Here is a 23,150-nt window from a genome sequence, read left to right as displayed (position 1 = left end):
AGATTTGCCTTTTCCCGGGGCAGACATGCCCCGGGCAAGAAAGTGCTTTGATGGCAGATCCCATTTTCTTCAAGCCTTCTCGTGACCTCACGATTGGCGATATTGCTGATTTTACCGGTGCAAGCCTTCGCAACCCGAAGCTTGCACCGCGTTCTGTTGCGCGTCTGGCGTCATTGAATGACGCGAGTGATGATGCCCTCGTATTTGTCGATGGTAAGAAGAACGCACAGGCTCTTGCCGGCATAAAAGCCGCAGGTGTTTTGTGTTCTGAAGATGTTGCTGACAGCGTGCCTTCCGGTGTTGCTACGCTTGTAACCAGAAATCCACAACGTGATTTTTCGTCCGTTGGACGAATGCTGTTTCCTGTTTCCGTGCGGCCTGAAAGCTGGCTCGGCGAAACGGGCGTTTCGCCAGCTGCTTATGTGCATCCTACTGCATCGATTGAGGCGGGTGCTACGATTGAAGCAGGCGCAGTCATCGGCAAAGGTGTGAGCGTAGGCACAGGAACGCTTATTGCGGCGACAGCTGTGGTCGGTGAAGGCTGCCAGATCGGCCGCGATAGCTATATTGGGCCGGGCGTTGCTGTTCAGTTCGCTATGATCGGTAATCGCGTATCCCTGCATCCGGGTGTCCGTATAGGGCAGGACGGATTCGGCTATGTTCCCGGTCCTAGAGGCCTTGAAAAAGTCCCTCAACTTGGCCGCGTCATCCTTCAGGATGACGTTGAGATTGGTGCGAACACCACGATCGACCGTGGCGCTTTGAGCGACACTGTTATCGGTGAGGGCACCAAGATCGATAATCTGGTGCAAATCGCACACAATGTGCGTATTGGCCGGTTTTGTATCGTTGCCGCGCATTGCGGTATTTCGGGAAGTTGCGTGATCGGTGACCAGACGATGCTTGGAGGCCGCGTTGGTCTTGCTGATCATCTGGTTATTGGTTCGCGCGTGCAGATTGCCGCAGCAAGCGGTGTGATGAATGACATACCCGATGGCGAGCGTTGGGGGGGCTTCCCCGCTCGTCCTATTAAACAATGGTTCAGGGATATCGCAAATATCCGGAGCATCGGGAAACCAAAAAAGGAGCAATCCTCTGATGAGTGAAACTAATCAGAAGCTGGAAGTTGCAGATATTCAGGCTGTTCTGCGTGCGCTCCCGCATCGTTATCCATTTTTGCTGATTGATCGCATCATCAATATCAATGGTGATGAGTCTGCGACTGGCATCAAGAATGTCACGATCAATGAGCCACATTTTACCGGTCATTTTCCCGACAAGCCGATTATGCCAGGTGTTCTCATCATTGAGGCCATGGCGCAGACGGCAGGCGCGATCACTGTTCTCAATCAGGGCTCTGACGCGCCAAGCCTCGTCTATTTCATGACAATCGACAAAGCCAAGTTCCGCCGTCCAGTTGTTCCTGGTGACCAGCTTCACCTTCACGTGAAGAAGGTTAAACAACGCGGAAATATCTCTAAATTTGAGTGCGTGGCTGAAGTTGATGGCGTAAAGGTTGCCGAAGCTGAAGTTGCCGCAATGGTTGGCGTAGCCGAAGAGAAGGCATGAGTACTTCAATGAAGGAAACTTTTATCCACCCTACCGCTCTCGTGGAGCCGGGTGTGGAACTTGGACAGGGCGTTTCCGTCGGTCCTTTTTGTCACGTTCAGTCCGGCGCCGTCATCGGCGATAATTCTGAACTGATGAGCCATGTTGTTATTAGCGATGCTGTTCGTCTTGGCGCCAATGCCAAGGTTTATCCGCACGCTGTTTTGGGTTGCGATCCACAGAACGGTAAGCATAAGGGTGGCCCGACGACGCTAGTTGTTGGCGATAACTGCCTTGTCCGCGAAGGTGTCACCATGCATCGCGGTTCTGACAGTAGCCGTGGTTACACGAGTGTAGGCAATAACTGCCAGTTTCTCGCCTATGCACACGTCGCGCATGATTGCGATGTCGGCGATCACGTCACTTTTGCTAACAACGTTATGATTGGTGGCCACGTCGAAATCGGTCATCACGCCATTCTCGGCGGTGGTTCTGCTGTTCACCAGTTTACGCGTGTTGGCCATCATGCTTTTGTTGGCGGTATGGCGGCACTGGCCCACGATCTCATTCCTTACGGCAGTGCGATCGGCAACCATGCTTATCTCGGCGGTCTGAACATCATCGGAATGAAGCGTTCCGGTATGCAGCGCAAGGATATCCATAATCTGCGTCATGCAGTCCACATGCTGTTTGACCGCACCAAGCCGGTGCGTGAGCGTGCACAGGATGTGCTTAAAGCTATTCCTGATTCTGATGGTGTGGCTGATCTTATCTCCTTCATTCTGGTGGAAAATAAGCGCGCTTATTGCACGCCGCCGCTTGGCTCATCGGTAGGTGGAGCGATGGATGACGGCGACGACGATTGATAGCGCGACAAGCGCGGTAAAGCGTCAACGCACAGCCATTATTGCTGGCAATGGCCTTTTGCCGATAAAAGTAGCTGAAGCTCTGAAGGCGGATGGAAATCCGCCTTTTATGCTTCCACTGCGTGGTGAGGCTGATGCCTCGCTCTATGAATATGAACATCAGGAAATCGCAGCGATTGATTTTGGCATGCTCATCCGTGCCATGCGGTCGGCTGGCGTCACTCAAGTTGTCCTTGCCGGTGGCCTTCGTAACCGTCCGCATCTGAGTGATCTTAAACTCAATCTCCCGACGATAAGGGCTGTGCGCTATGTTCTGACCGCGCTCGGTCAAGGCGATGATGCGTTACTGCGTGCATTCATGCGCCTGCTTGAGCGCTATGGCTTCAAGATGGTCGGAGCGCATGAAGTTGTTCCTGATCTTCTCTCACCGACACCGCCGAGAGCGATCACGCGTCTGACGCCCGATTCCCGCGAACGCCGGAACGTTTTGCTCGCTATGGAAGCTGCGCTTCGTCTTGGCGAATTGGATGTCGGGCAGGGTGCAATTGCTGCAGGTGGCCGCGTTGTGGCGCTTGAAGGTGCAGAAGGCACCGATCAGATGATCGAGCGTGTTTACGCGCTTCGTCAGGCAGGTCGTATTCCCAAGCGTGGCGGCGTACTTGTCAAAATGGCCAAGCCAAGACAGGATGAGCGCGCAGATTTGCCGGCAATCGGCGTATCGACAGTGGAGAACGCAGCCCGTGCTGGCTTGTCCGGTATTGCGATTGAAGCTGGTCGCACTTTCATTCTCGGTCTTGGTGAAACCATGGCTGCGGCCAATGAAAAAGGTCTTTTCATTGAGACGATCAGTCGAAACCAAAGGGACTTAGCACGTTGAGCAAAACTAGCCGGCCATTGAAAATTGCGATCGTGGCCGGAGAGGAATCCGGCGATCTCCTCGGTGCGGATTTGGTTGATGCTCTTCGCGGCCAGACAGACCGGCTCGTCGATATCGTTGGCGTTGGTGGTGACCATCTTGCTGAACGTGGATTGAAGACCTTCTTCGACCCGCATGAAATAGCCTTGATGGGGCTTGGTGCTATTCTCAAGAATCTGCCTGGGCTTATTCTGCGTATAAATCAGACAGCAAAGCGGATCGTTGCAGAAAAGCCTGATTGTGTTTTGCTCATCGACAGCCCGGAATTCACGCATCGTGTTGCAAAAAAAATCCGCGCAGCCAGTCCTTCAATTCCAATCGTAAAATATATCGCTCCGAGTGTCTGGGCCTGGCGTCCGCAGCGCGCCAAAGCGATGCGTGCCTATGTCGACCATGTGCTCACAGTATTGCCGTTTGAAGTTGAGGTCATGAAGCGGCTTAACGGCCCGCAATCAACCTATGTCGGACATCGTCTCAGTAGCTACGCGCCGATTGTGAAAGTACAGGCTGCACAGCGCGCCGCTGAAGCGCAACGCTGGCCTGATGGCTCACGCTGCCTGTTGTTGCTTCCCGGATCGCGCCGTGGCGAAATCCAGACGCTTATGGAACCCTTCGGCAAGGCTGTAGAAGAGCTGTCAAAGCGTGTCGAAAAGCTTGAGGTCATTCTGCCTACATTGCCGCGCATTGAGGAAATGGTGCGTGAGCTTTCCAAGGATTGGGCCGTTAAGCCGCTTATCGTGACCGGTGATGAAGCCAAGTGGGATGCCTTTGCGCGTGCAGATGCAGCACTGGCTGCGTCGGGTACTGTCTCGCTGGAGCTTGCACTGTCGCGCATCCCGACCATTTTGTCATACAAGGCTGATTGGTTTGCACGCCAGTTTCTGCTGTCCAAGATCACGATCTGGAGTGCGGCTCTTCCGAACATTATCGCTGACGAACCCGTTGTACCGGAGTTTTTCAATGAATCGGTAAGGCCGGGTAATCTTGCCCGTTATGTCGATAAGCTTATGCAGAAAAGTGCGTCGCGTCAGGCGCAACTTGATGGCTTTGATAAAGTGATATCAATAATGGCCACGGAGCGACCTTCCGGCGAGATCGGAGCAAAGGTCTTGCTCGATCTGGCCGAGAACGGCAGAAAACGCTGAACTCAAATTGAGAACAAACAAAAACCCCGGCAAATTGCCGGGGTTTTCTGCATTCTGGGATAGGATTACTTGCGCTTTGCAACTGGCACGTAATCGCGTTCTGGAGCACCAGTATAGAGCTGGCGCGGACGACCGATCTTCTGCTGTGGATCTTCGATCATTTCCTTCCACTGAGCGACCCAACCGACGGTGCGGGCGAGGGCGAACAGAACCGTAAACATTTCGGTTGGGAAGCCGAGAGCCTTCAGCGTGATGCCGGAGTAGAAGTCGATGTTTGGATAGAGCTTCTTTTCGATGAAATATTCATCGGTAAGAGCGATCTTTTCGAGTTCCAGAGCAACGTCGAGAAGCGGATCGTCCTTGATGCCGAGTTCGCCGAGAACTTCATGGCAGGTCTTCTGCATGATCTTGGCGCGCGGATCGTAGTTCTTGTAAACGCGATGGCCGAAGCCCATCAGACGGAACGGATCGTTCTTGTCCTTGGCGCGTGCAATGAATTCCGGAATGCGGTCGACGGAACCGATTTCAGCCAGCATGTTGAGCGCTGCTTCATTTGCGCCGCCATGTGCAGGACCCCAGAGGCAGGCAACGCCAGCAGCGATACATGCAAATGGGTTTGCGCCTGACGAACCAGCGAGACGAACGGTCGATGTCGAAGCGTTCTGTTCGTGGTCAGCGTGCAGAATGAAGATGCGGTCCATGGCGCGTGCCAGAACCGGATTGACCTTGTAATCTTCGCAAGGAACACCAAAGCACATGTGCAGGAAGTTCGACGCGAAATCGAGGTCGTTCTTCGGATACATGAATGGCTGGCCGATGTGGTACTTATAGGCCATTGCAGCGAGCGTAGGCAGCTTGGCGATCAGACGGATCGAAGCAACCATGCGCTGATGCGGATCAGTGATGTCGGTCGAGTCGTGATAGAATGCTGACATTGCGCCGACGCAGCCGACGATGACAGCCATTGGATGCGCGTCACGACGGAAGCCGGTGAAGAACTTCGTCATCTGCTCGTGGATCATCGTGTGACGGGTCACGCGGTAATCGAAATCGGCCTTCTGGGTTGCTGTAGGCAGTTCACCGTAAAGCAGCAGGTAGCAGGTTTCGAGGAAGTCGCCATGTTCAGCAAGCTGATCAATCGGATAGCCACGATACAGCAGCACGCCTTCATCGCCGTCGATATATGTGATCTTGGATTCGCATGAAGCGGTCGAAGTGAAACCTGGATCGTAAGTGAAAGCGTGGGCGTTCTTGTAAAGTGGACCGATGTCGACGACGTCCGGCCCGACAGTGCCTTGTCGTACAGGCAGGTCGAACGTTTTGCCGTCGAGGGTAAAGCTAGCTGTCTTATCTGACATCGTGTTTCCTTTCGTGTCCACTTTGCCGCCCGTGTGGCGGCTGAATTTTAATCGTCGTTATAACTTGTCTCTTGTAACATCTATGTGTTTCCCGCCAACGCGGGAAACCGCATTATTTTTATGTGTTAGCCGTTCCCGTAGAAGAACGGATTTTCAACGCATTATCCAAACGATTTCGCCCGCCAAACTATCCCAATGATTTTGCGATGCAATGCGTAATTTGGTCTAATTAAGTCCGATTTGTCACGTCAGCGTGAATGCTAACAGTTCAAACGATTTGATCTTTTATGCGTGCAAGTGACTCTTCACGGCCGAGCACAAACAGTACGTCGAATACACCCGGAGATGTAGCCCGACCTGTAAGGGCAGCGCGCAGTGGTTGTGCTACCTTGCCAAGTTTGAGGCCTACTGTTTCTGCATGGGCCCGAACAGCCGCATCGAGCGCGTCTACGGTCCATTCGCTGACTGATTCCAAATGCGGAAGGACAGCTTTCAGAACTTGGCGACCTTCGTCGTTAAGCAGAGATGCGGCCTTCTCATCAAATACAAGCGGGCGCTTTGCGAAGATAAACTTCGCACCATCAGCAAGCTCCACCAGTGTCTTTGCGCGATCTTTAAGGCCCGGCATTGCGGTGAGAAGCTGAGCGCGACCCTTTTCATCAAGGGAAGCTTCCAGTTCTTTGCCGCCTTCGATTTCCGGTAATACAGCGATCAGCGCGTCAAACAGAGCCTTGTCGTCGCTTGCGCGCATGTAAAGGCCGTTGATGGCTTCGAGCTTCTGGAAGTCAAAGCGCGCAGCACCTTTGTTGATGTCGGTGACGTCAAACCACTCGATCATCTGTTCGGTCGACATGATTTCGTCGTCACCATGGCTCCAGCCAAGACGGACGAGATAGTTGCGAAGCGCTTCCGGCAGATAACCCATGGCGCGATAGGCATCGACGCCCAGCGCACCATGACGCTTGGAGAGCTTGGCTCCGTCTGCACCATGAATAAGCGGAATATGCGACATCTGAGGGACTTCCCAGCCCATCGCATCGTAGATCACGGTCTGGCGTGCCGCATTGGTCAGATGGTCGTCGCCACGAATGATGTGGGTGACGCCCATGTCGTGGTCGTCCACGACAACCGCGTGCATATAGGTCGGTGTGCCGTCGGAGCGCAGGATGATGAAATCATCAAGGTCTTTGTTCGGGAAGCGAACATCGCCCTGAACAGCATCGCGTACAAGGGTTTCACCTTCGCGTGGTGCCTTGATTCTAATAACGGGCTTTACGCCTGCAGGTGCCTCCGAAGGATCGCGGTCACGCCAGCGGCCATCATAGCGCGGCGGACGACCTTCAGCGCGTGCCTTTTCGCGCATTTCTTCGAGCTCTTCCGGCGTTGCATAGCAATAATAGGCTTTGCCATCTGCAACCAGTTCTTCGGCCACTTCACGGTGACGTGGAGCGCGCTCAAACTGAGAAATTGCATCGCCATCCCAATCAAGACCAAGCCAGTTCAGGCCGTCCAGAATTGCGGCTGTGGCTGCATCGGTGGAGCGTTCGCGATCGGTATCTTCGATGCGCAGCAGCATCTTGCCGCCGGTGTGCTTTGCGTAAAGCCAGTTAAAGAGAGCCGTGCGAGCTCCGCCAATATGCAGATAACCCGTGGGCGAAGGGGCAAAACGGGTGACGACCGGTTTCGACATGACAGCTCCACTGTGTCAGAGCCTCGCGGGACTGCGGCAGGACGCCGAGGGCGAGGCAGAATTAGAGTATATAGTGCCCGTTTGATTGTGTTCTACAGGCAATCGGGGTTCTCGACGCGCGAACCCTCTCGATTTTGGCTGGCGTTCATGTAGCATAGGTAGCACAGCGCGCAAGGGCTTGACGTCCCTTTCGCACCGATCCGGTATTCTTCTTTAGGTTAGCGGGGAGCACTTTTGCAGTCAGGCGGGGGCATGACGGGCACAAGGGAAGCACAGGAGATCAGCGAACGGGCATTTGTCAAAGACATGTCCGATGGTTTGGCTCGCGCTTTGGTGCCCGCTCCGTGGGCTCCGGATGAACACGAAGAAATTTATCCTACTGCCCTGCCAGAGCAAGTTCTAACGCCTTCTGAACGCGCGCGCGTTCTACTAGCCGCCGCGTGGTTGAACTTAAGCAGAGCGCTGAGTCGGGAAGTGGGACGCGGGATATTCTTCCTTCTGTTTCCCGTGATGATGGGTGTGGGAGCAGTTGTCTATTTTACGCTTTCTTTTGAGCCTGACTGGGTGCCGCTCCTTTCGACCCTGACAACGGTCTTTATATTGCGTTTTTTTGTGCGCAAAGGCTTCTTGCTATCGCAATTGCTGACGCTTGTCGTGGCTCTGCAGCTCGGCATGATAGCGGGGAAATTTGAGACTGAACGACGAAGCACGCAATTGTTGGGTTCAGAGGTTGCAACGCGCGTTACCGGCCGAGTGGCTGGTCTCGAATATCGCGACAATGGCAGCTGGCGTGTGACGCTTGATCTGCTTGAAACGCAAAGGCCGAAACTTCGCTACGCACCGCACCGCATCCGCATTACTGCACGCGACATACCGGCCAAGACGACTATTGGTAGCGGGCTAACCGGCTTTGCGCGCCTGAGGGTGCCTTCGGGACCTATGCGGCCGGGGAATTACGATTTTGCCTTCCATGCCTATTTCGGCGGCATCGGTGCCAACGGTTTCTTTCTTGGAACACCAAAGATTGCCGATGTGCCAGGACCGACCGACATGACGGCAAAAATTGCGAGTTCCATTGCTCAGCTACGCGTGCATGTTTCCGAACGTATTGCGGAAGTGCTCTCTGGTGAGGATGGCAGTGTTGCCGCAGCGCTCATAGCGGGTGAGCGAGCAGGGATCAGCGAAGAAACGAATGAGGATCTGCGCAAGGCAGGTCTGGCGCATATCCTGTCAATTTCCGGCCTTCATATGGTGCTGGCCGCTGGCGTTGTGATGATGTCGTTGAGATCGCTGTTTGCTCTGTTGCCGGGGTTTAGCGCCCGATATCCGGTAAAAAAGTTTGCGGCTTTTCTCTCGCTTCTAAGCTGCACATTTTATCTCGCCATGTCGGGTGCGGATGTTGCAGCACAGCGCAGTTACGTCATGATTGTCGTGATGCTCTGCGCATTGCTGGCTGACCGTGCTGCCATCAGTATGCGCAATCTTGCGATTGCGTCTGTCGCGATGATTGCAATTTCTCCGCATGAAATTCTCGGTCCGAGTTTTCAGATGTCTTTTTCGGCGACCGCGGGATTGATTGCTGCATTTGCATGGTGGAGCGACAGGAAAGCACGCAATCAAACGGCCAATGAAAATCGACGTTCTAATCCACGCGGATTTATATCAAAAATGCTTATTCCTGCGGTGGCGACAGGAGCAACATCGATTGTTGCCGGTATAGCGAGCGGAATATTCGCCGCCTATCATTTCAACAACACCGCACCCTTAGGCCTTGTCGGAAACGTATTGGCCCTGCCGGTTATCTCGATCCTTGTGATGCCCTTTGCAGTGCTGAGCTTGGTGTTGATGCCATTGCAGCTTGACTGGCTGCCATTACAGATCATGGGATTTGGTGTCCTATTGGTCAGGCATATTGCAAGTCTGGTCGCTAGCTTTTCTCCTGACGGCAATCCGGGCGTCATGCCTGCAAGCACGCTTATCCTCTGGACCGTAGCGCTTGTTATCGCGGTTGTTTCCACGACCCGGTTGCGATGGCTGGCTTTACCTTTTGTCATTGCCGGGCTTGTCGTTTTTATACGAACGCCATTGCCGGATATTCTCGTTAGTGAGGATGCAAAATTTGTGGCCGTGCGCTTGCCCGATGGCAATTTCGCAGCCAATCGCAGCAGGCCGCCAAAATTCACAGGTCAAAACTGGCAGACTGCCTATTTGATCGAAACGTTTATTCCGCCGCAGATTGTAAAAAAGCAGAAGTTGGTATCCGCCACTGATGCGTTTGTCTGCGAAGAGGGACTGTGTACGATCCCTTTGCGGGACGGGCGGATGTTCGCTTATACCGCGCAGGAGGAAATGAAGGACATCGCCTGCAATATTGGCGACATCGTCGTTCTTGCGATAGCAGGCAAAAATCTGAGCTGCGAGCGCCCTGATGTGCTCGTGGTGGATCGAAAAGAGCTTGCCTTAAAGGGAACGCTTGAACTCAGGCTGGGGCAACAGAAGGAGTCCTCGAAAGGCGAGGCTGCAACAGTTTCGGCTGTCCACGAAGTCGACAACGAAGATAAAATCTACCGATTCGAACCGGCAAAACCTCGTAAATTAGCCGGCTATGCAGATGATCTGAGCTTTGCCATTGATGCGCCTACGAGGCCTTGGCACCTTCATCGTCTTTATTCGCGAGCAGCGCGGGGGCTAGCTGATCGCGAATATCAAAAGAAAGCTGGCTCTGAAAAGAACCCTAAGCTCGAAGCGGCTCCAGCTTTTACAGACAAATCAGAGTCGCTCTAGTTCATGGTCTTCTGGCAGACTTACAGCCGTTCCAGTTAGGAATGAATCGTTGGAACCGCTATAACTGATTGTTTTTACGCATTATCCGACGCACCGCAGCAGGAAAAGAAATCAGTCCGGCGAACCGATTTCCCTGCGGAGACGCTTCGCACTTTTGCCGGAAATGCTATGAATATTAACCGCCACATACCTCAAGGAAGCGCAGCGGTTATGTGTGAGATTTAATAGCGTCGGATCAGACCGATCAGCTTGCCCTGAACGCGCACGCGGTCAGGTCCGAAGATGCGGGTTTCGTAAGCCGGGTTTGCTGCTTCCAAGGCGATGGAAGCGCCTTTGCGGCGAAAACGCTTCAATGTCGCTTCTTCGTCGTCCACCAGTGCGACGACAATTTCACCCGGATTGGCTGTATCACCGCGTTTAATGATGACTGTGTCGCCGTCAAAAATACCGGCGTCGATCATCGAATCGCCTTTGACTTCCAAAGCGTAGTGTTCACCGGCGCCAAGCATTTCCGGAGGAAGGCTCAGTGAGTGTGTCTGATTCTGGATTGCCGAGATCGGCACACCGGCAGCGATGCGTCCCATCATAGGCACAGAGACCATTGTTGAGGAATCATTGTCCGCCATGACCGGAGCAGGGCGCGCCGGTGGAGGAGGGGGAGCTTTACCAAGGCTTCCTTCGATGACGCTCGGAGCGAACTTCTTCTGCGAGTTCAAGCCCGGTGCTATCGAATCTGGCAACCGCAGGACTTCCAGAGCGCGTGCTCTGTTAGGAAGTCTGCGGATAAAGCCACGTTCTTCCAATGCCGTGATGAGGCGATGAATGCCCGATTTCGAGGCTAGATCGAGAGCCTCTTTCATCTCGTCAAAAGACGGAGGGATGCCCGTCTCTTTAAGACGTTCATGAATGAACAGCAGAAGCTCGTGCTGCTTACGGGTCAACATGCGCTACACCCTCCAAACCAGAATCAAATAAAAACAAAACCAGAACGAACACTATATGTTCCAGTCTTGTTCTGCAATGGTTTTAAAATGATTAATGAGGGCGGGAATTGATGCCGTTCGTTACAGCATCAGTATTGTGCAAGGATCTCCAAGCGCTGCCGCTGGCGCATTTTCTTCTCTGATCAGTAGTGCATTGGAACGCACAAGAGCAGAAAGCATTGAAGAATCCTGAACTGGAAATGGCTTTACAATCAATGTGCCGTCGATTGCCTTTTCGACCGTCGCACGAACAAAGTCCCTACGATGATCGTTTGCATTCATTGGCTGACCAAATTTCGCGGGACGAATATCTGCAGTTAAGTCAGTGCCCGATAGCTTTGCCACCAATGGACGCAGAAATACGAGACTGCAGACAAGGCTTGAAACCGGATTACCCGGCAGACCGATGACATGCACGGTTTTACCCGAAACTGTCTTGCGGCCATAAATCAGCGGTTTACCCGGGCGCATCGCGATCTTCCAGAAGTCGAGATCGACACCACAATTCTGTAAAGCCCCGTGAACGTAATCGCGATCTCCAACCGACGCGCCGCCAATCGTCACAAGAACATCGATGCCATCTTCGAGAACGGCACCAATTGCGGATTCGATCTTTTCGGGATCGTCGATAATAATGCCCATATCTTCAGGCCTGCCGCCTGCGCGGCGAACGATTTCGGCGATGCCGACGCTGTTGGAGGCGACAATCTGGTCCGGGCCGGGAACTGTACCGGGCGGGACGAGCTCGTCTCCAGTCGCGAGTATTGCAATGCGGGGCTGTTTGAAAACGGAGATGGCTGCGTTGCCACTGGCCGCAGCAAGGGAAAGTGCCGGGGCGTCGAGTGCTTTTCCAACTGGAAGAACAACATCGGCAGGTGCAAAATCGAGGCCCGCGCGACGAATGTGACGGCCTTTATCGAGGCCTTGCCGTATCGTCAGCTTGTCGCCGGAGCGCTCCGTGTCTTCCTGAATAACGATGCTATCTGCACCTGCTGGCATTGGTGCGCCGGTGAAAATGCGGACCGCCTGACCTTCGCCCAGCTGCCCATCGAAACGCTTACCGGCTGCTGATTCGCCAATTAAGTTCAGTTCAAGCGGATAGCTGATATTTTCAGGTGAGATCAGCGCATAGCCATCCATAGCAGAGCAATCAAAGGGAGGTTGCAGAAGGTGAGCCTTCACAGGTTCAGCAACGACGCGTCCACCGGCTGAAGTCAAAGGAACCTGCTCAGAACCGTGTGGCTCTGCCGAGCTCAGGATACGTGCAAGGGCTTCATCGACCGGGAGAAGGGACATTGGCTTCCTCTCGTAGAAAATAATCTCGTTATTTCGCTTGTTCTGCGCATTATCTCACACAGGCTGCTAAATGCTCATGCCGGAAATGCTTCGCTGCTTAAAGCAGATTAACTGCGGCCATGAATTGATTTGCCGCAAGTTCGTTTGAGAATCAGGCTTTCCAGTCGCCTGATTTGCCACCACTTTTTGCGGAAACGCGAATATCGGTAATTTCCATGTGGCGATCAACGGCCTTTGCCATGTCATAGATGGTCAGGCAGGTGACTGATACGGCAGTCAGCGCTTCCATTTCAACTCCCGTGCGGCCTTTCAGCTTTGCAGTCGCAGAGACGCGCAGGCCGGGAAGTGATTGATCCGGTTCGATGTCCACCGAGACCTTTGTCAGCATCAATGGGTGGCAAAGCGGAATGAGATCAGCAGTCTTCTTCGCAGCCATAATGCCCGCCAAACGGGCAGCACCGATAACGTCGCCTTTGGCAGCATTGCCTTCCAGAATGAGGGCCAGAGTTTCTGGCTTCATTTTGACTGCACCTTCAGCCGCTGCCTGGCGTTCAGTCTCAGCCTTATCGCCGACATCGACCATATGGGCGGCGCCAGTCTGGTCGATATGGGTGAGTTTGGCTGTCATGGCTTACACCTTGCCGGTCAGAAGTTCGCGGGTCGCTTGAGCAACATCATCCTTGCGCATCAGGCTTTCGCCGATGAGGAATGTGCCGATATCCGACTTTTCAAGACGCAGGCAATCATCATGGGTGAAGATGCCGCTTTCACCGACCAGAAGACGGTCCGAAGGCACCATCTTTGCGAGGCGTTCGGAAACAGCAAGATCGACTTCAAACGTGCGCAGATTGCGATTATTGACGCCAACGAGACGCGATGAAAGCTTCAGCGCGCGTTCGGTTTCTTCTTCGTCATGGACTTCAATGAGAGCATCCATGCCGAGTTCGAAAGCGGTTTCTTCGAGCGCTTTGGCCAGATCATCATCGACGCTTGCCAGAATGATGAGGATACAATCTGCACCCCAGCTGCGCGCTTCATAGACCTGATAGGTGTCGAAAAGGAAATCCTTGCGCAAGGCGGGCAGTGAACAGGCATTGCGTGCCGCTGTCAGAAATTCCGGTGCGCCCTGAAAAAATGGCGTATCCGTGAGAACGGACAGGCAGGCCGCACCGCCGTCTTCATAAGCCTTGGCCAGCGCTGGCGGATCAAAATCGGGGCGGATAAGGCCTTTGGAAGGGCTCGCCTTCTTGATTTCAGCAATGAGCGCGAACTTGTTGGCTGCGCGCTTGGCTTCCAGTGCCTTGAGAAAACCGCGTGTTGCAGGCTGATCCTTGGCCTGCGCCTTCATTTCTTCGAGTGGAAGACGAGCCTTGGCAGCAGCGATTTCCTCGCGCTTGTAAGCTTCGATTTTCCCCAGAATGTCGGTGGACATGGTTTGATCCTCTCCGTCAGAGCGGGTTATCGTTTGATACAGCAATGACCTTTTGCAGAACGGCTAAAGCTGCTCCGCTGTCGATTGACTGCGCTGCGAGGGCAATGCCGTCCTTCAGGTCTTTCGCCTTGCCGGAAATCACCAGTGCTGCGGCAGAGTTCAAGAGCACAATATCGCGATATGCGTTCTGTGCACCTTCAAGAACACCAAGCAGCGCCTTTGCGTTAACTTCGGCCTCTCCGCCCTTGAGCTCCGACATATCGACGCGACGAAGGCCAACGTCTTCTGGTGTAATCTCAAAAGTACGAATAGTACCGTTTTCAAGTGCTGCAACCTTTGTGGTGCCTGCTGTGGTCATCTCATCGAGTCCATCGCCATAGACCACCCAGGCGGTTTCAGAGCCCAGTTCTTTGAGAACCTGAGCCAAAGGCTCAACCCATTCCGCCGAGAACACGCCAACCAGCTGGCGCTTGACGCTTGCCGGGTTTGAAAGCGGACCAAGCAGATTGAAAATCGTTCGGGTGCCGAGTTCAACGCGCGATGGTCCGACATGACGCATCGCAGAATGGTGCATCGGCGCAAACATGAAGCCAAGACCGGCTTCATTGATGCTGCGGCCAATCGTGTTTGCATCGGCTTCGATGTTCACACCAAGAGCTGCCAGCGCATCTGCCGCACCTGATTTGGAAGAGAGAGCGCGATTACCATGCTTTGCAACCGGAACGCCTGCGCCGGCCACGACAAAGGCGGAACAGCTGGAAACGTTGTAGGAGCCGGACTGATCTCCACCAGTGCCGACAATATCTACAGCGCCCGCCGGAGCGGAAACTGGAAGCATTCGTGAACGCATAGATGAAACAGCGCCAGCTATTTCCGGCACTGTTTCACCGCGAACACGCAGAGCCATCAGAAAGCCGCCGATCTGAGACGGCGTAGCCTGTCCGGACATCATGATGTCGAAAGCTGCCTTGGAATCCTCGAGCGACAACGGATTGCCGGAGGCAGCCTTGGCGATATAGGGTTTTAAGTCAGCCATTATTCCATGTCCGCCGCTGATCAGAAGGCCAATGCATTGTTGATGACGGTCTGGTTGATCCGCACCGGATACTGCTTCTGCAGTTCGCCGACCATCTGCTCAAGAACATCATCTGTGAGTGTCGTTGACAGATAGGTCTGCTGCTGTTCAGGAATTGCTTCCGGACCTGCAGCGGTTGGTTCGGTGACTTCAACAACCTTGAACAAGATCTGTGCATCGTCAGATGCCGCAGCCGCTGTACCGGTGTGGTCGTTTGCGCCACGGAATACCTGAGCGGTTGCAGCCGAGCCAAAATCCGCATCGTTAGTGTTGCGGGTGATGCCGCGCTTGGTCTGCTTTTCAAGACCAGCTTCAGCAGCAATCGCATCGAGCGTTTCACCGCCATCCAGGCGCTTCTTCAGCTCTTCCAGACGCTGGTTCAAACGCTTGACGGCTTCTTCGCCCTTCCAGGCTGCTATGACCTTGTCCTTAACTTCATCAAGGGTGCGGTCACGGGCAGGGGTGGTGCCATCAATCTGGTACCAGAGATAACCGGTGTTACCCATGGTGAGCGCGTCGTTGTCGAAGCCCTGTTCTGCCTGGAATGCGGCAGCGAGAAGCGCTTCGGAGTTTGGCAGTTCAACTGCTTTGCCGGCTGGATCGTTGCCTTCGGCATCGACAGCGTCAATGGTTACGGTCTTGAGGCTGAGACCCTTGGCAACATCGGCCATGCTTGCGCCGTCTGAACGCTGCTGTTCATAGGAATCGTGAATGCCGTTGATGCTGCTGATTGCAATGTTGGTTGCAACGGTATCGCGAATTTCGCCTTCAACATCCGACAGCGACTTGGTGTTTGCCGGATTAACGTTGGTAACGCGGAGAATGACCGGGCCGAATGCGCCCTTAACAACGTCACTTACGCCGCCTTCATTAAGGCCAAATGCTGCTTCGGCGATAATTGCATCTGGAAGAGCGGTCTTTTCGAAGGTTCCGAGAACCAGATCAGCTTCGCTCTTGCCCTGTTCTTTGCCGATATCGACAAAGCTTGTGCCTGCTGCGATTTTCTGCTGTGCGGCCGTAGCAGCTGCTTCATCAGCAAAGTTCAGCTGTTCGATTGTGCGCGTTTCAGTGGTGCTGAAACGGCTCTGGTTCTTTTCGTAATATTCCTTGATCTCATCCTGCGTGACAGCAGTAGCATCGGCAATGTCCGACGGCTCAAGCTTCACATAGGTGATCTTGCGGTATTCCGGAGCCTTATATTCATCCTTGTGCTCTTCAAAGTAAGCCTTGAGAGCGTCATCGGAAGGCGCTGGAACAGCATCGGCCTTTTCAGCCGGGATTGTGATGTAATCCGCGCTGCGGCTTTCACCCTGATAAAGAGCAAGCGCCTTGAGCATGGTGTTTGGCATTTTCATGCCGTCGGTTGCTGCTTCAACAATCTGCTGGCGACGAGCAACTTTCGCGCGGTTATCGAGATAGTCCTGCGCACGAATGTTTGACTGGCGCAGAACTGCATCGAACTGGGCGCGGCTGAAGTTGCCACTGGCATCCTGGAACGATGGATCTTCGCCGGTCAGACGCGCAATGCCATCCTTGGAAAGACCAAGCTGCATGTTGCGTGCTTCTTCATCCAGAACAACGCCAGCTGCGAGCTGTGCAAGAACCTGATTGTCGACGCCGAACTGTTGTGCCTGTTCGCGGGTCAGTCGCTGACGGAACTGCTGCGACAGACGCATCAGCTGTTGCTCGTAAGCAAAGCGATAATCTGTTGCGCTCACTTCCGACTTGCCAGCGCTCAGCGCTGCATTGCCAGACATGTCGCCTCGGAATGCATCAGCGATGCCCCAGACTGCAAAACTCAGAACGAGCAGACCGAGGAGAAGCTTAGCAACCCAGGATTTGGCGGCATCACGCATACTGTCGAGCATTGGAAACCCTTTAAGAACAAAACAAGCCCGGCTATCGATAAAGATAACCCGTGTGAGGGGATAACCTTAAGCTAGGCCATGATGCAAGTTCTCATTGAGCGTCGACCAACAAGAACATTGCCAAGAACGTTGCATTGCGTGACGAATACGCTTAGTCAGTGGCAAAATTTGGCGCTGCTCACGCAAAAATATGCGGTCCGGCGTTCTTTAAGGCGAGGAGAATGAAATGACTCCGGGAATCCGTCCTCTGGTTGCTGGCAACTGGAAAATGAATGGTACAGGAGAATCCCTCACGGAATTGCGCGCGATTTCTGCGGGCTTGAGTTCCGATCTGGGTCGTAAGCTTGATGCCGTGATCTGCGTTCCGGCGACATTGTTGTCGCGCGCTGCTGAAACGCTTGAAGGTGAAACAGTTGCGCTTGGCGGTCAGGATTGTCACCAGAAAGTGTCTGGCGCACATACCGGCGATGTTTCGGCAGAAATGCTGAAAGAAGCAGGTGCAAGTCACGTTATCCTCGGCCACTCCGAACGTCGTACCGATCATCGCGAAGCCAGCGAACTGGTGCGCAGCAAGACTGAAGCCGCCTGGGCTGCTGGTCTTATTGCGATTGTCTGTGTTGGCGAAACTGCTGATGAGCGCAAGTCAGATCGCACACTTGATGTTATCGGCGATCAGCTTGCAGCTTCGCTTCCCGAAAGTGTGAAGGCTGAAAACACGATTGTTGCCTATGAGCCAGTTTGGGCCATTGGTACTGGTCTGACGCCAACTGTTCAGGATGTACGCGCAGCCCACGCATTCATGCGTGACAAGCTGACCGAACGTTTTGGCACCAGCGGCGCGCATCTGCGACTCCTCTATGGTGGTTCGGTCAAACCAGCCAATGCCATTGAATTGTTGAGCGTGCCGGATGTCGATGGTGCATTGGTTGGCGGAGCCAGCTTGAAAGCAACAGACTTCCTCGCCATATGCGAAACTTATCGTAATCTGTGATGAGCATCTGCGTCCTTAAATCTATATCGGGCGCAGGGCTTGGATTATCATGCAATAGCGTGTAAAGAGCCGCTCTATCTATTTGTATCATCGCTATCCGGGGCGGAAATCGCTTGGTTTTTCCCGGTTATGCATTAGTCCAGAGATATAAAGACCGTAACCTATGCAGACCATAGTCATTGTCATTCATTTGTTGATCGTTCTGGCGCTTGTTGGCGTTGTGCTCATCCAGCGTTCCGAAGGCGGTGGCCTTGGTATCGGCGGTGGTTCGGGCTTCATGACGGCACGCGGCGCGGCTAACGCGCTGACCCGCACGACAGCTATTCTTGCGATTGGCTTCTTCGCCACTTCGCTCGTTCTCGGCATCATGGCCCGTTATGGCGAAAAGCCAACGGACATTCTGAACCGTATTCCTGCAGCTGGCAGCACGCAGAATCCTCCTGCTGGTGGAACTGGTACCGGTACTGGCGGTGGCATTCTCAATCAGCTGGGTGGTGAGTCTTCGCGCACCAATGAAGCTGAAACACCTGCTTCGGGTGAAGCTCCAGCAACTGCACCAGCGCAGCCTGACAGCACTCAGCCACAGGCTCCACAGGTTCCAAGCTCACAGTAAGAGCTTTGTAATTGCAGAAAATTTGAAAGCCGGCTCGAAAGGGCCGGTTTTCTTTTTGTTAAGCATCAGATTGCAAAGTGTTGCACACGGGCAATAGCCCCTCTCGAATCGTGAGGGATAGCTATTGTGGATAATTGAGTAGTGCTGCCCTTTGCAGTATGGAGAGCGAAAGCCTGAACGCGATACTGCGACAGGTGTTTTCCGCACTGCTTGGGTTTTCGGGAACAGATCATGTCTTCACGTTTTATTTTGATGGCTGGCATTGCAAGCCTTTGCATTGGACTTACGGGCCCAAGTTTTGCAGCTGGTGCTGAAGCCGAACTTACGGCTGCGGCAACGGGTGTTCAGCAGGTCGCTATGGCAAACGATGCCAAGGAAAAGCCTGCAAAGAAGAAAAAGAAGAGCGCTTCGAACGCAGGTGCTGCGAAGAAGGTTGCCCTCAACCGCTACAATATCGACCCACGCTATCAGGCGCAGACCGTATCCTTTACCGGTTACGAAGCTGGCACGATCGTCATCGATCCTGCGAAGTATTTCCTTTATCTCGTCGAAAGCTCGACCACTGCGCGCCGTTACGGCATTGCGGTCGGTAAAGTCGGTCTTGAGTTCAAGGGAACAGCAACTGTCAGCGCAAAGCGCGAATGGCCACGCTGGATTCCGACCAAGGAAATGATTGAACGCAATCCGGCTCAGTATGGTCGCTACAAGAACGGCATGGATGGCGGTCCAGGCAATCCACTTGGTTCGCGCGCCATGTATCTGTTCCAGGGCAACAAGGATACGTATATCCGTATTCACGGTACCACTCAGCCATGGACAATCGGCAGCCCGGCTTCGAACGGTTGCTTCCGTATGACCAATGACGACATTCTGGATCTCTATGATCGCGTCGGCATGGGCGCAAAAGTCGTCGTTCTCTAATTTTTTGTAGAAATACCCGAAGGGCCGGGATTTTCCCGGCCTTTTTTCGTGCGCGTGTAACAAACAACGCTACATGCTGCGAGCAGGACTGAACTTGGTGGAAGCATCCGGTTATCCCATATGGGAGGCTGAACGGGTGTGATTTTGATGGAAAAAACGCTGGTCACACTTTTTTTAGTGGCGGAATCAGCAAGAAGGGTCTAACGACATAAGCCCATGGCGCGATATGTATTCATCACAGGCGGCGTGGTTTCTTCCCTTGGAAAAGGCATTGCCGCAGCAGCATTGGCTGCACTCCTTCAGGCACGCGGTTACCGCGTGCGTATCCGTAAACTCGACCCTTATCTGAACGTCGACCCCGGCACGATGTCTCCTTACCAGCACGGTGAGGTGTTCGTCACTGACGATGGTGCCGAAACAGACCTTGATCTGGGCCATTACGAGCGGTTCACCGGTCGTCCAGCAAATCAGCGGGATAACATCACCACCGGTCGCATTTACCGCAACATCATCGAAAAAGAACGCCGCGGCGATTATCTCGGTGCGACGGTTCAGGTCATTCCTCACGTCACGGATGAAATCAAGAACTTCATTCTTGAAGGCAATGACGATTATGATTTCGTGCTGTGCGAAATCGGCGGTACGGTTGGCGATATCGAAGCCATGCCGTTCCTCGAAGCTATTCGTCAGCTCGGCAACGAACTGCCACGCAACAGCGCAGTCTATATCCATCTGACATTGATGCCGTATATTCCAGCGGCAGGTGAACTCAAGACCAAGCCGACACAGCATTCGGTCAAGGAACTGCGTTCGATCGGTATTGCTCCGGATATTCTTCTGGTTCGTGCGGATCGCGAGATTCCGGCTTCCGAACGCCGCAAGCTGTCGCTGTTCTGTAATGTGCGTGAAAGTGCGGTTATTCAGGCGCTCGACGTCTCGACCATTTATGATGTGCCGATTGCCTATCATAAGGAAGGTCTCGACAACGAAGTGCTTGCAGCATTTGGTATCGAACCGGCACCGAAGCCACGTATGGAACGCTGGGAAGGTATTTCCCATCTTCTGCACAACCCTGAAGGCGAAGTTACCATTGCCGTTGTCGGTAAATATACCGAGCTGAAGGATGCTTATAAGTCGCTGATCGAAGCGCTGCAGCACGGTGGCATTGCCAACAAGGTCAAGGTCAATCTCGACTGGATCGAAGCTGAAGTCTTTGAAAGCGAAGACCCGTCGCCATATCTCGAAAAAGTCCACGGCATTCTGGTGCCAGGCGGCTTTGGTGAGCGTGGTGCGGAAGGCAAGATCCTTGCGGCCAAGTTCGCACGCGAACACAAGGTTCCATATTTCGGCATCTGCTTTGGTATGCAGATGGCATGTCTCGAAGCCGCGCGTAATCTCGCCGGTATCGAAAATGCTTCTTCGACCGAGTTTGGCCCGACCAAGGAACCTGTTGTTGGTCTGATGACCGAGTGGCTCAAGGGCAATATGCTCGAAAAGCGCACGAAGTCGGGTGATCTGGGCGGCACGATGCGCCTTGGTGCATATGATTCCACACTCAAGGCTGGAACACGTATCGCCGAGATTTACGGTTCGACCGAGATTTCTGAACGTCATCGTCACCGCTATGAAGTGAACGTTGATTATAAGGACCGTCTTGAAGCAAGCGGCTTGGTATTCTCGGGCATGTCACCCGACGGCGTTCTGCCGGAAACGGTTGAGTATGCTGACCATCCTTGGTTCATCGGCGTTCAGTACCATCCGGAACTGAAGTCGCGTCCGTTTGAGCCACACCCACTATTCTCTTCCTTCATCGCGGCTGCGATGGAACAGGGCAGACTGGTTTGATGCATGACAAATGATCTTGCGCGCAAAGCTCGTTCAGTTGACCATCTGGTGCTTCCAGTTTCTCAACTGAGTGAGGCGCGCAGGAGACTTTCCCTTCTGGGATTTACAGTGGCGCCGGACGCACAACATCCGTTCGGCACCGCTAATGTCTGCAGTTTCTTTGCAGACGATACTTATCTCGAAATGTTGGCTGTAGACCGTTCGCCGCTTTATGAAGCCGCCGCACAGCGAAACAACAGCTTTATCCAGCGTGATTTATCCTACCGTTTTCGAAACGGTGATGATGGTTTTTCCGGCATAGCCTTCAAGACCGACGATTCGCGTGGCGATCATGCGGAATTCAAGCGGCGCGGTATTTCCGGCGGTCGCATGGTCGAGTTTTCGCGCAGTTTCATCTCGTCTGAGGGAAAACGTGAGAAGGGCAGCTTCCGGCTGGCTTTTGCCGCGGATTTGCGCGCGCCGGACGCATTCTTCTTTACCTGTCAGCGTTTGGCTTATCCCAAGACTGACCGTTCGCACCTGATCACACATGAAAATGGCGTAACAGGCTTACGCGAGATATTGCTGTGTGAGGAACAACCGGAAGACTTCTCCGATCTCTTGCAGGGCGTATTTCATGCCGCTGCTCGGAGACGTGAAGATGGCTCTCTGGCAATCACGGCTAAAAATTCCAATATAGAGGTCATGACGCCGACACAGTTTAATCGCTGTTTCGGATGGTCGCCGGAACTACATGGTCGTGGCTTGCGGCTATCAGGACTGGTTTTCTTGGTTGCTTCGCTTTATGCCGTTGAGCAACTCCTCACTCGTAACGGAATCGCTTTTACAAAGAGCGATGGTCGTGTTCTCGTCCATCCTGCCGCAGGTCAGGGGACATTGTTTGTATTTGAAGGTTCACAGTCATGACGACCGCTAATTCTGCCGTGAAAATCGGCAATGTTACGTTCTCCAACAGCGCGCCACTGGCTTTGATTGCCGGGCCTTGCCAGATGGAGAGCCGTGAACATGCGTTCGACATGGCCGGACGTCTGGTGGAGATCACCAACAAGCTCGACATGGGCCTCGTCTATAAGTCGAGCTTCGACAAGGCCAACCGTACCTCGCTTAGCGCACATCGCGGCATTGGTCTGGATAAGGCGCTCGAAGTTTTTGCCGATCTCAAGAAAGAGTTCGGCTTTCCTGTTCTCACTGACATCCATACTGAAGAGCAATGCGCAACTGTTGCTGAAGTTGTCGATGTTCTGCAGATTCCAGCGTTCCTTTGCCGCCAGACTGACCTTTTGGTCGCCGCTGCAAAGACAGGCCGTGCGGTTAATGTGAAGAAGGGCCAGTTTCTGGCGCCCTGGGACATGAAAAACGTGCTGGCCAAGATCACTGAGAATGGCAACCCGAATGTTCTGGCCACCGAACGCGGCGCGTCTTTCGGTTACAACACACTTGTTTCCGACATGCGTTCGCTGCCTATCATGGCAGGTTTCGGCTCGCCGGTGATTTTCGATGCTACCCATTCCGTGCAGCAGCCTGGCGGGCAGGGTGGTTCGTCCGGTGGCCAGCGCGAATTCGTTGAAACGCTTGCAAGCGCTGCGGTTGCTGTGGGTGTAGCTGGTGTATTCATCGAAACGCATGAAGACCCGGATAATGCACCATCTGACGGTCCAAACATGGTTCAGATTGATAAAATGCCTGCACTTCTCGAAAAACTCATGGCTTTCGACAGGATTTCTAAATCGATTTAAAATTTCATTAGAAATTCACAGGCGGGGGATGTTCCTCCGCCTTTTATTTCTGTAATGAAGTCTCACATCGGATTTCTTCAATG

General features: G+C 53.6%; 20 protein-coding genes. 12 read left to right on the top strand and 8 right to left on the bottom strand.

The genetic code is table 11. The features are described from left to right. The first annotated feature begins 50 nt into the window (after nt 1–50). Genes lpxD through lpxB form a run of 5 tightly spaced genes read left to right on the top strand, consistent with a single transcriptional unit; the run spans nt 51 to nt 4,475 of the window. The gene (lpxD, locus tag KMS41_05765; protein ID QWK76642.1) at nt 51–1,106 is read left to right on the top strand and encodes a UDP-3-O-(3-hydroxymyristoyl)glucosamine N-acyltransferase; all 1,056 of its coding nucleotides are present in this window, start codon (nt 51–53) and stop codon (nt 1,104–1,106) included. Next, nucleotides 1,099–1,569 (top strand): 3-hydroxyacyl-ACP dehydratase FabZ, encoded by a 471-nt coding sequence (gene fabZ, locus KMS41_05760; protein QWK76641.1) that lies wholly within the window; start codon nt 1,099–1,101, stop codon nt 1,567–1,569. Before lpxD ends, fabZ begins: the two co-directional genes overlap by 8 nt. Nucleotides 1,570–1,577: 8 nt before the next feature. Further along, nucleotides 1,578–2,414: an acyl-ACP--UDP-N-acetylglucosamine O-acyltransferase gene (lpxA, locus tag KMS41_05755; GenBank protein ID QWK76640.1), complete on the top strand. Its 837-nt coding sequence runs from the start codon at nt 1,578–1,580 to the stop codon at nt 2,412–2,414. Further along, a complete protein-coding gene (locus KMS41_05750; GenBank protein QWK76639.1) occupies nt 2,395–3,291 on the top strand; it encodes an LpxI family protein in 897 nt (298 codons plus the stop codon). The genes lpxA and KMS41_05750 overlap by 20 nt, the downstream gene beginning before the upstream one ends. Then, nucleotides 3,288–4,475, top strand: coding sequence for a lipid-A-disaccharide synthase (gene lpxB, locus KMS41_05745; protein ID QWK76638.1), 1,188 nt, complete (start codon nt 3,288–3,290; stop codon nt 4,473–4,475). The genes KMS41_05750 and lpxB overlap by 4 nt, the downstream gene beginning before the upstream one ends. 65 nt (nt 4,476–4,540) lie before the next feature. Here lpxB and gltA read toward each other — a convergent pair whose 3' ends face one another. Then, a complete protein-coding gene (gltA, locus tag KMS41_05740) occupies nt 4,541–5,833 on the bottom strand; it encodes a citrate (Si)-synthase (protein ID QWK76637.1) in 1,293 nt (430 codons plus the stop codon). A 268-nt stretch (nt 5,834–6,101) separates the two neighbouring features. Continuing rightward, nucleotides 6,102–7,523 carry a glutamate--tRNA ligase gene (locus KMS41_05735; GenBank protein ID QWK76636.1) on the bottom strand — a complete coding sequence of 474 codons (1,422 nt, stop codon included), beginning with the start codon at nt 7,521–7,523 and terminating at the stop codon, nt 6,102–6,104. A gap of 252 nt (nt 7,524–7,775) precedes the next feature. On the opposite strand from KMS41_05735, the gene KMS41_05730 reads away from it, so the two are divergent. Then, nucleotides 7,776–10,307 (top strand): ComEC family competence protein, encoded by a 2,532-nt coding sequence (locus KMS41_05730; protein ID QWK76635.1) that lies wholly within the window; start codon nt 7,776–7,778, stop codon nt 10,305–10,307. Nucleotides 10,308–10,528: 221 nt separating this feature from the next. Here KMS41_05730 and lexA read toward each other — a convergent pair whose 3' ends face one another. The 6 genes from lexA to KMS41_05700 all read right to left on the bottom strand — a co-directional run bounded on the left by lexA (nt 10,529) and on the right by KMS41_05700 (nt 16,961). Next, nucleotides 10,529–11,251 carry a transcriptional repressor LexA gene (gene lexA, locus KMS41_05725; protein ID QWK76634.1) on the bottom strand — a complete coding sequence of 241 codons (723 nt, stop codon included), beginning with the start codon at nt 11,249–11,251 and terminating at the stop codon, nt 10,529–10,531. 120 nt (nt 11,252–11,371) lie between these two features. Beyond that, nucleotides 11,372–12,586: a molybdopterin molybdotransferase MoeA gene (locus KMS41_05720; protein QWK76633.1), complete on the bottom strand. Its 1,215-nt coding sequence runs from the start codon at nt 12,584–12,586 to the stop codon at nt 11,372–11,374. 151 nt (nt 12,587–12,737) lie between these two features. Then, a complete protein-coding gene (gene moaC / locus KMS41_05715; GenBank protein QWK76632.1) occupies nt 12,738–13,214 on the bottom strand; it encodes a cyclic pyranopterin monophosphate synthase MoaC in 477 nt (158 codons plus the stop codon). 3 nt (nt 13,215–13,217) lie between these two features. Then, nucleotides 13,218–14,018, bottom strand: coding sequence for an indole-3-glycerol phosphate synthase TrpC (gene trpC, locus KMS41_05710; protein QWK78719.1), 801 nt, complete (start codon nt 14,016–14,018; stop codon nt 13,218–13,220). Between the two features lie 16 nt (nt 14,019–14,034). After that, the gene (gene trpD, locus KMS41_05705; GenBank protein ID QWK78718.1) at nt 14,035–15,054 is read right to left on the bottom strand and encodes an anthranilate phosphoribosyltransferase; all 1,020 of its coding nucleotides are present in this window, start codon (nt 15,052–15,054) and stop codon (nt 14,035–14,037) included. A 20-nt stretch (nt 15,055–15,074) separates the two neighbouring features. Then, a complete protein-coding gene (locus KMS41_05700) occupies nt 15,075–16,961 on the bottom strand; it encodes a peptidyl-prolyl cis-trans isomerase (protein QWK78717.1) in 1,887 nt (628 codons plus the stop codon). A gap of 226 nt (nt 16,962–17,187) precedes the next feature. Between KMS41_05700 and tpiA the strand changes: the two genes are divergently transcribed. From tpiA to kdsA, 6 genes are all read left to right on the top strand, one after another. Next, nucleotides 17,188–17,952: a triose-phosphate isomerase gene (gene tpiA, locus KMS41_05695; protein ID QWK78716.1), complete on the top strand. Its 765-nt coding sequence runs from the start codon at nt 17,188–17,190 to the stop codon at nt 17,950–17,952. A gap of 163 nt (nt 17,953–18,115) precedes the next feature. Continuing rightward, complete coding sequence (secG, locus tag KMS41_05690; protein ID QWK78715.1) at nt 18,116–18,565, top strand: preprotein translocase subunit SecG; 450 nt, start codon at nt 18,116–18,118, stop codon at nt 18,563–18,565. Nucleotides 18,566–18,796: 231 nt separating this feature from the next. Further along, nucleotides 18,797–19,486, top strand: coding sequence for a L,D-transpeptidase (locus KMS41_05685; protein ID QWK78714.1), 690 nt, complete (start codon nt 18,797–18,799; stop codon nt 19,484–19,486). Between the two features lie 216 nt (nt 19,487–19,702). Continuing rightward, a complete protein-coding gene (locus KMS41_05680; GenBank protein QWK78713.1) occupies nt 19,703–21,331 on the top strand; it encodes a CTP synthase in 1,629 nt (542 codons plus the stop codon). Nucleotides 21,332–21,334: 3 nt separating this feature from the next. Next, nucleotides 21,335–22,237, top strand: a complete 903-nt coding sequence (locus tag KMS41_05675; protein QWK78712.1) for a VOC family protein — start codon at nt 21,335–21,337, stop codon at nt 22,235–22,237. After that, nucleotides 22,234–23,067 (top strand): 3-deoxy-8-phosphooctulonate synthase, encoded by an 834-nt coding sequence (gene kdsA / locus KMS41_05670; protein ID QWK78711.1) that lies wholly within the window; start codon nt 22,234–22,236, stop codon nt 23,065–23,067. Before KMS41_05675 ends, kdsA begins: the two co-directional genes overlap by 4 nt. Nucleotides 23,068–23,150: the final 83 nt, after the last annotated feature.

The organism is Ochrobactrum sp. BTU1 (assembly GCA_018798825.1).
Lineage (GTDB): Bacteria > Pseudomonadota > Alphaproteobacteria > Rhizobiales > Rhizobiaceae > Brucella.
The sequence above is the reverse complement of the archived record's forward strand: the minus strand, read 5'-3'. Positions and strand labels throughout refer to the sequence as shown.

Bases quoted from the DNA above. Each gene is read 5' to 3' on its own strand.
- lpxD (QWK76642.1), top strand. From the start codon at position 51: ATGGCAGATCCCATTTTCTTCAAGCCTTCTCGTGACCTCACGATTGGC.
- fabZ (QWK76641.1), top strand. From the start codon at position 1,099: ATGAGTGAAACTAATCAGAAGCTGGAAGTTGCAGATATTCAGGCTGTT.
- lpxA (QWK76640.1), top strand. From the start codon at position 1,578: ATGAAGGAAACTTTTATCCACCCTACCGCTCTCGTGGAGCCGGGTGTG.
- KMS41_05750 (QWK76639.1), top strand. From the start codon at position 2,395: ATGACGGCGACGACGATTGATAGCGCGACAAGCGCGGTAAAGCGTCAA.
- gltA (QWK76637.1), bottom strand. From the start codon at position 5,833: ATGTCAGATAAGACAGCTAGCTTTACCCTCGACGGCAAAACGTTCGAC.
- KMS41_05735 (QWK76636.1), bottom strand. From the start codon at position 7,523: ATGTCGAAACCGGTCGTCACCCGTTTTGCCCCTTCGCCCACGGGTTAT.
- KMS41_05730 (QWK76635.1), top strand. From the start codon at position 7,776: ATGACGGGCACAAGGGAAGCACAGGAGATCAGCGAACGGGCATTTGTC.
- lexA (QWK76634.1), bottom strand. From the start codon at position 11,251: ATGTTGACCCGTAAGCAGCACGAGCTTCTGCTGTTCATTCATGAACGT.
- KMS41_05720 (QWK76633.1), bottom strand. From the start codon at position 12,586: ATGTCCCTTCTCCCGGTCGATGAAGCCCTTGCACGTATCCTGAGCTCG.
- moaC (QWK76632.1), bottom strand. From the start codon at position 13,214: ATGACAGCCAAACTCACCCATATCGACCAGACTGGCGCCGCCCATATG.
- trpC (QWK78719.1), bottom strand. From the start codon at position 14,018: ATGTCCACCGACATTCTGGGGAAAATCGAAGCTTACAAGCGCGAGGAA.
- trpD (QWK78718.1), bottom strand. From the start codon at position 15,054: ATGGCTGACTTAAAACCCTATATCGCCAAGGCTGCCTCCGGCAATCCG.
- KMS41_05700 (QWK78717.1), bottom strand. From the start codon at position 16,961: ATGCTCGACAGTATGCGTGATGCCGCCAAATCCTGGGTTGCTAAGCTT.
- tpiA (QWK78716.1), top strand. From the start codon at position 17,188: ATGACTCCGGGAATCCGTCCTCTGGTTGCTGGCAACTGGAAAATGAAT.
- secG (QWK78715.1), top strand. From the start codon at position 18,116: ATGCAGACCATAGTCATTGTCATTCATTTGTTGATCGTTCTGGCGCTT.
- KMS41_05685 (QWK78714.1), top strand. From the start codon at position 18,797: ATGTCTTCACGTTTTATTTTGATGGCTGGCATTGCAAGCCTTTGCATT.
- KMS41_05680 (QWK78713.1), top strand. From the start codon at position 19,703: ATGGCGCGATATGTATTCATCACAGGCGGCGTGGTTTCTTCCCTTGGA.
- KMS41_05675 (QWK78712.1), top strand. From the start codon at position 21,335: ATGACAAATGATCTTGCGCGCAAAGCTCGTTCAGTTGACCATCTGGTG.
- kdsA (QWK78711.1), top strand. From the start codon at position 22,234: ATGACGACCGCTAATTCTGCCGTGAAAATCGGCAATGTTACGTTCTCC.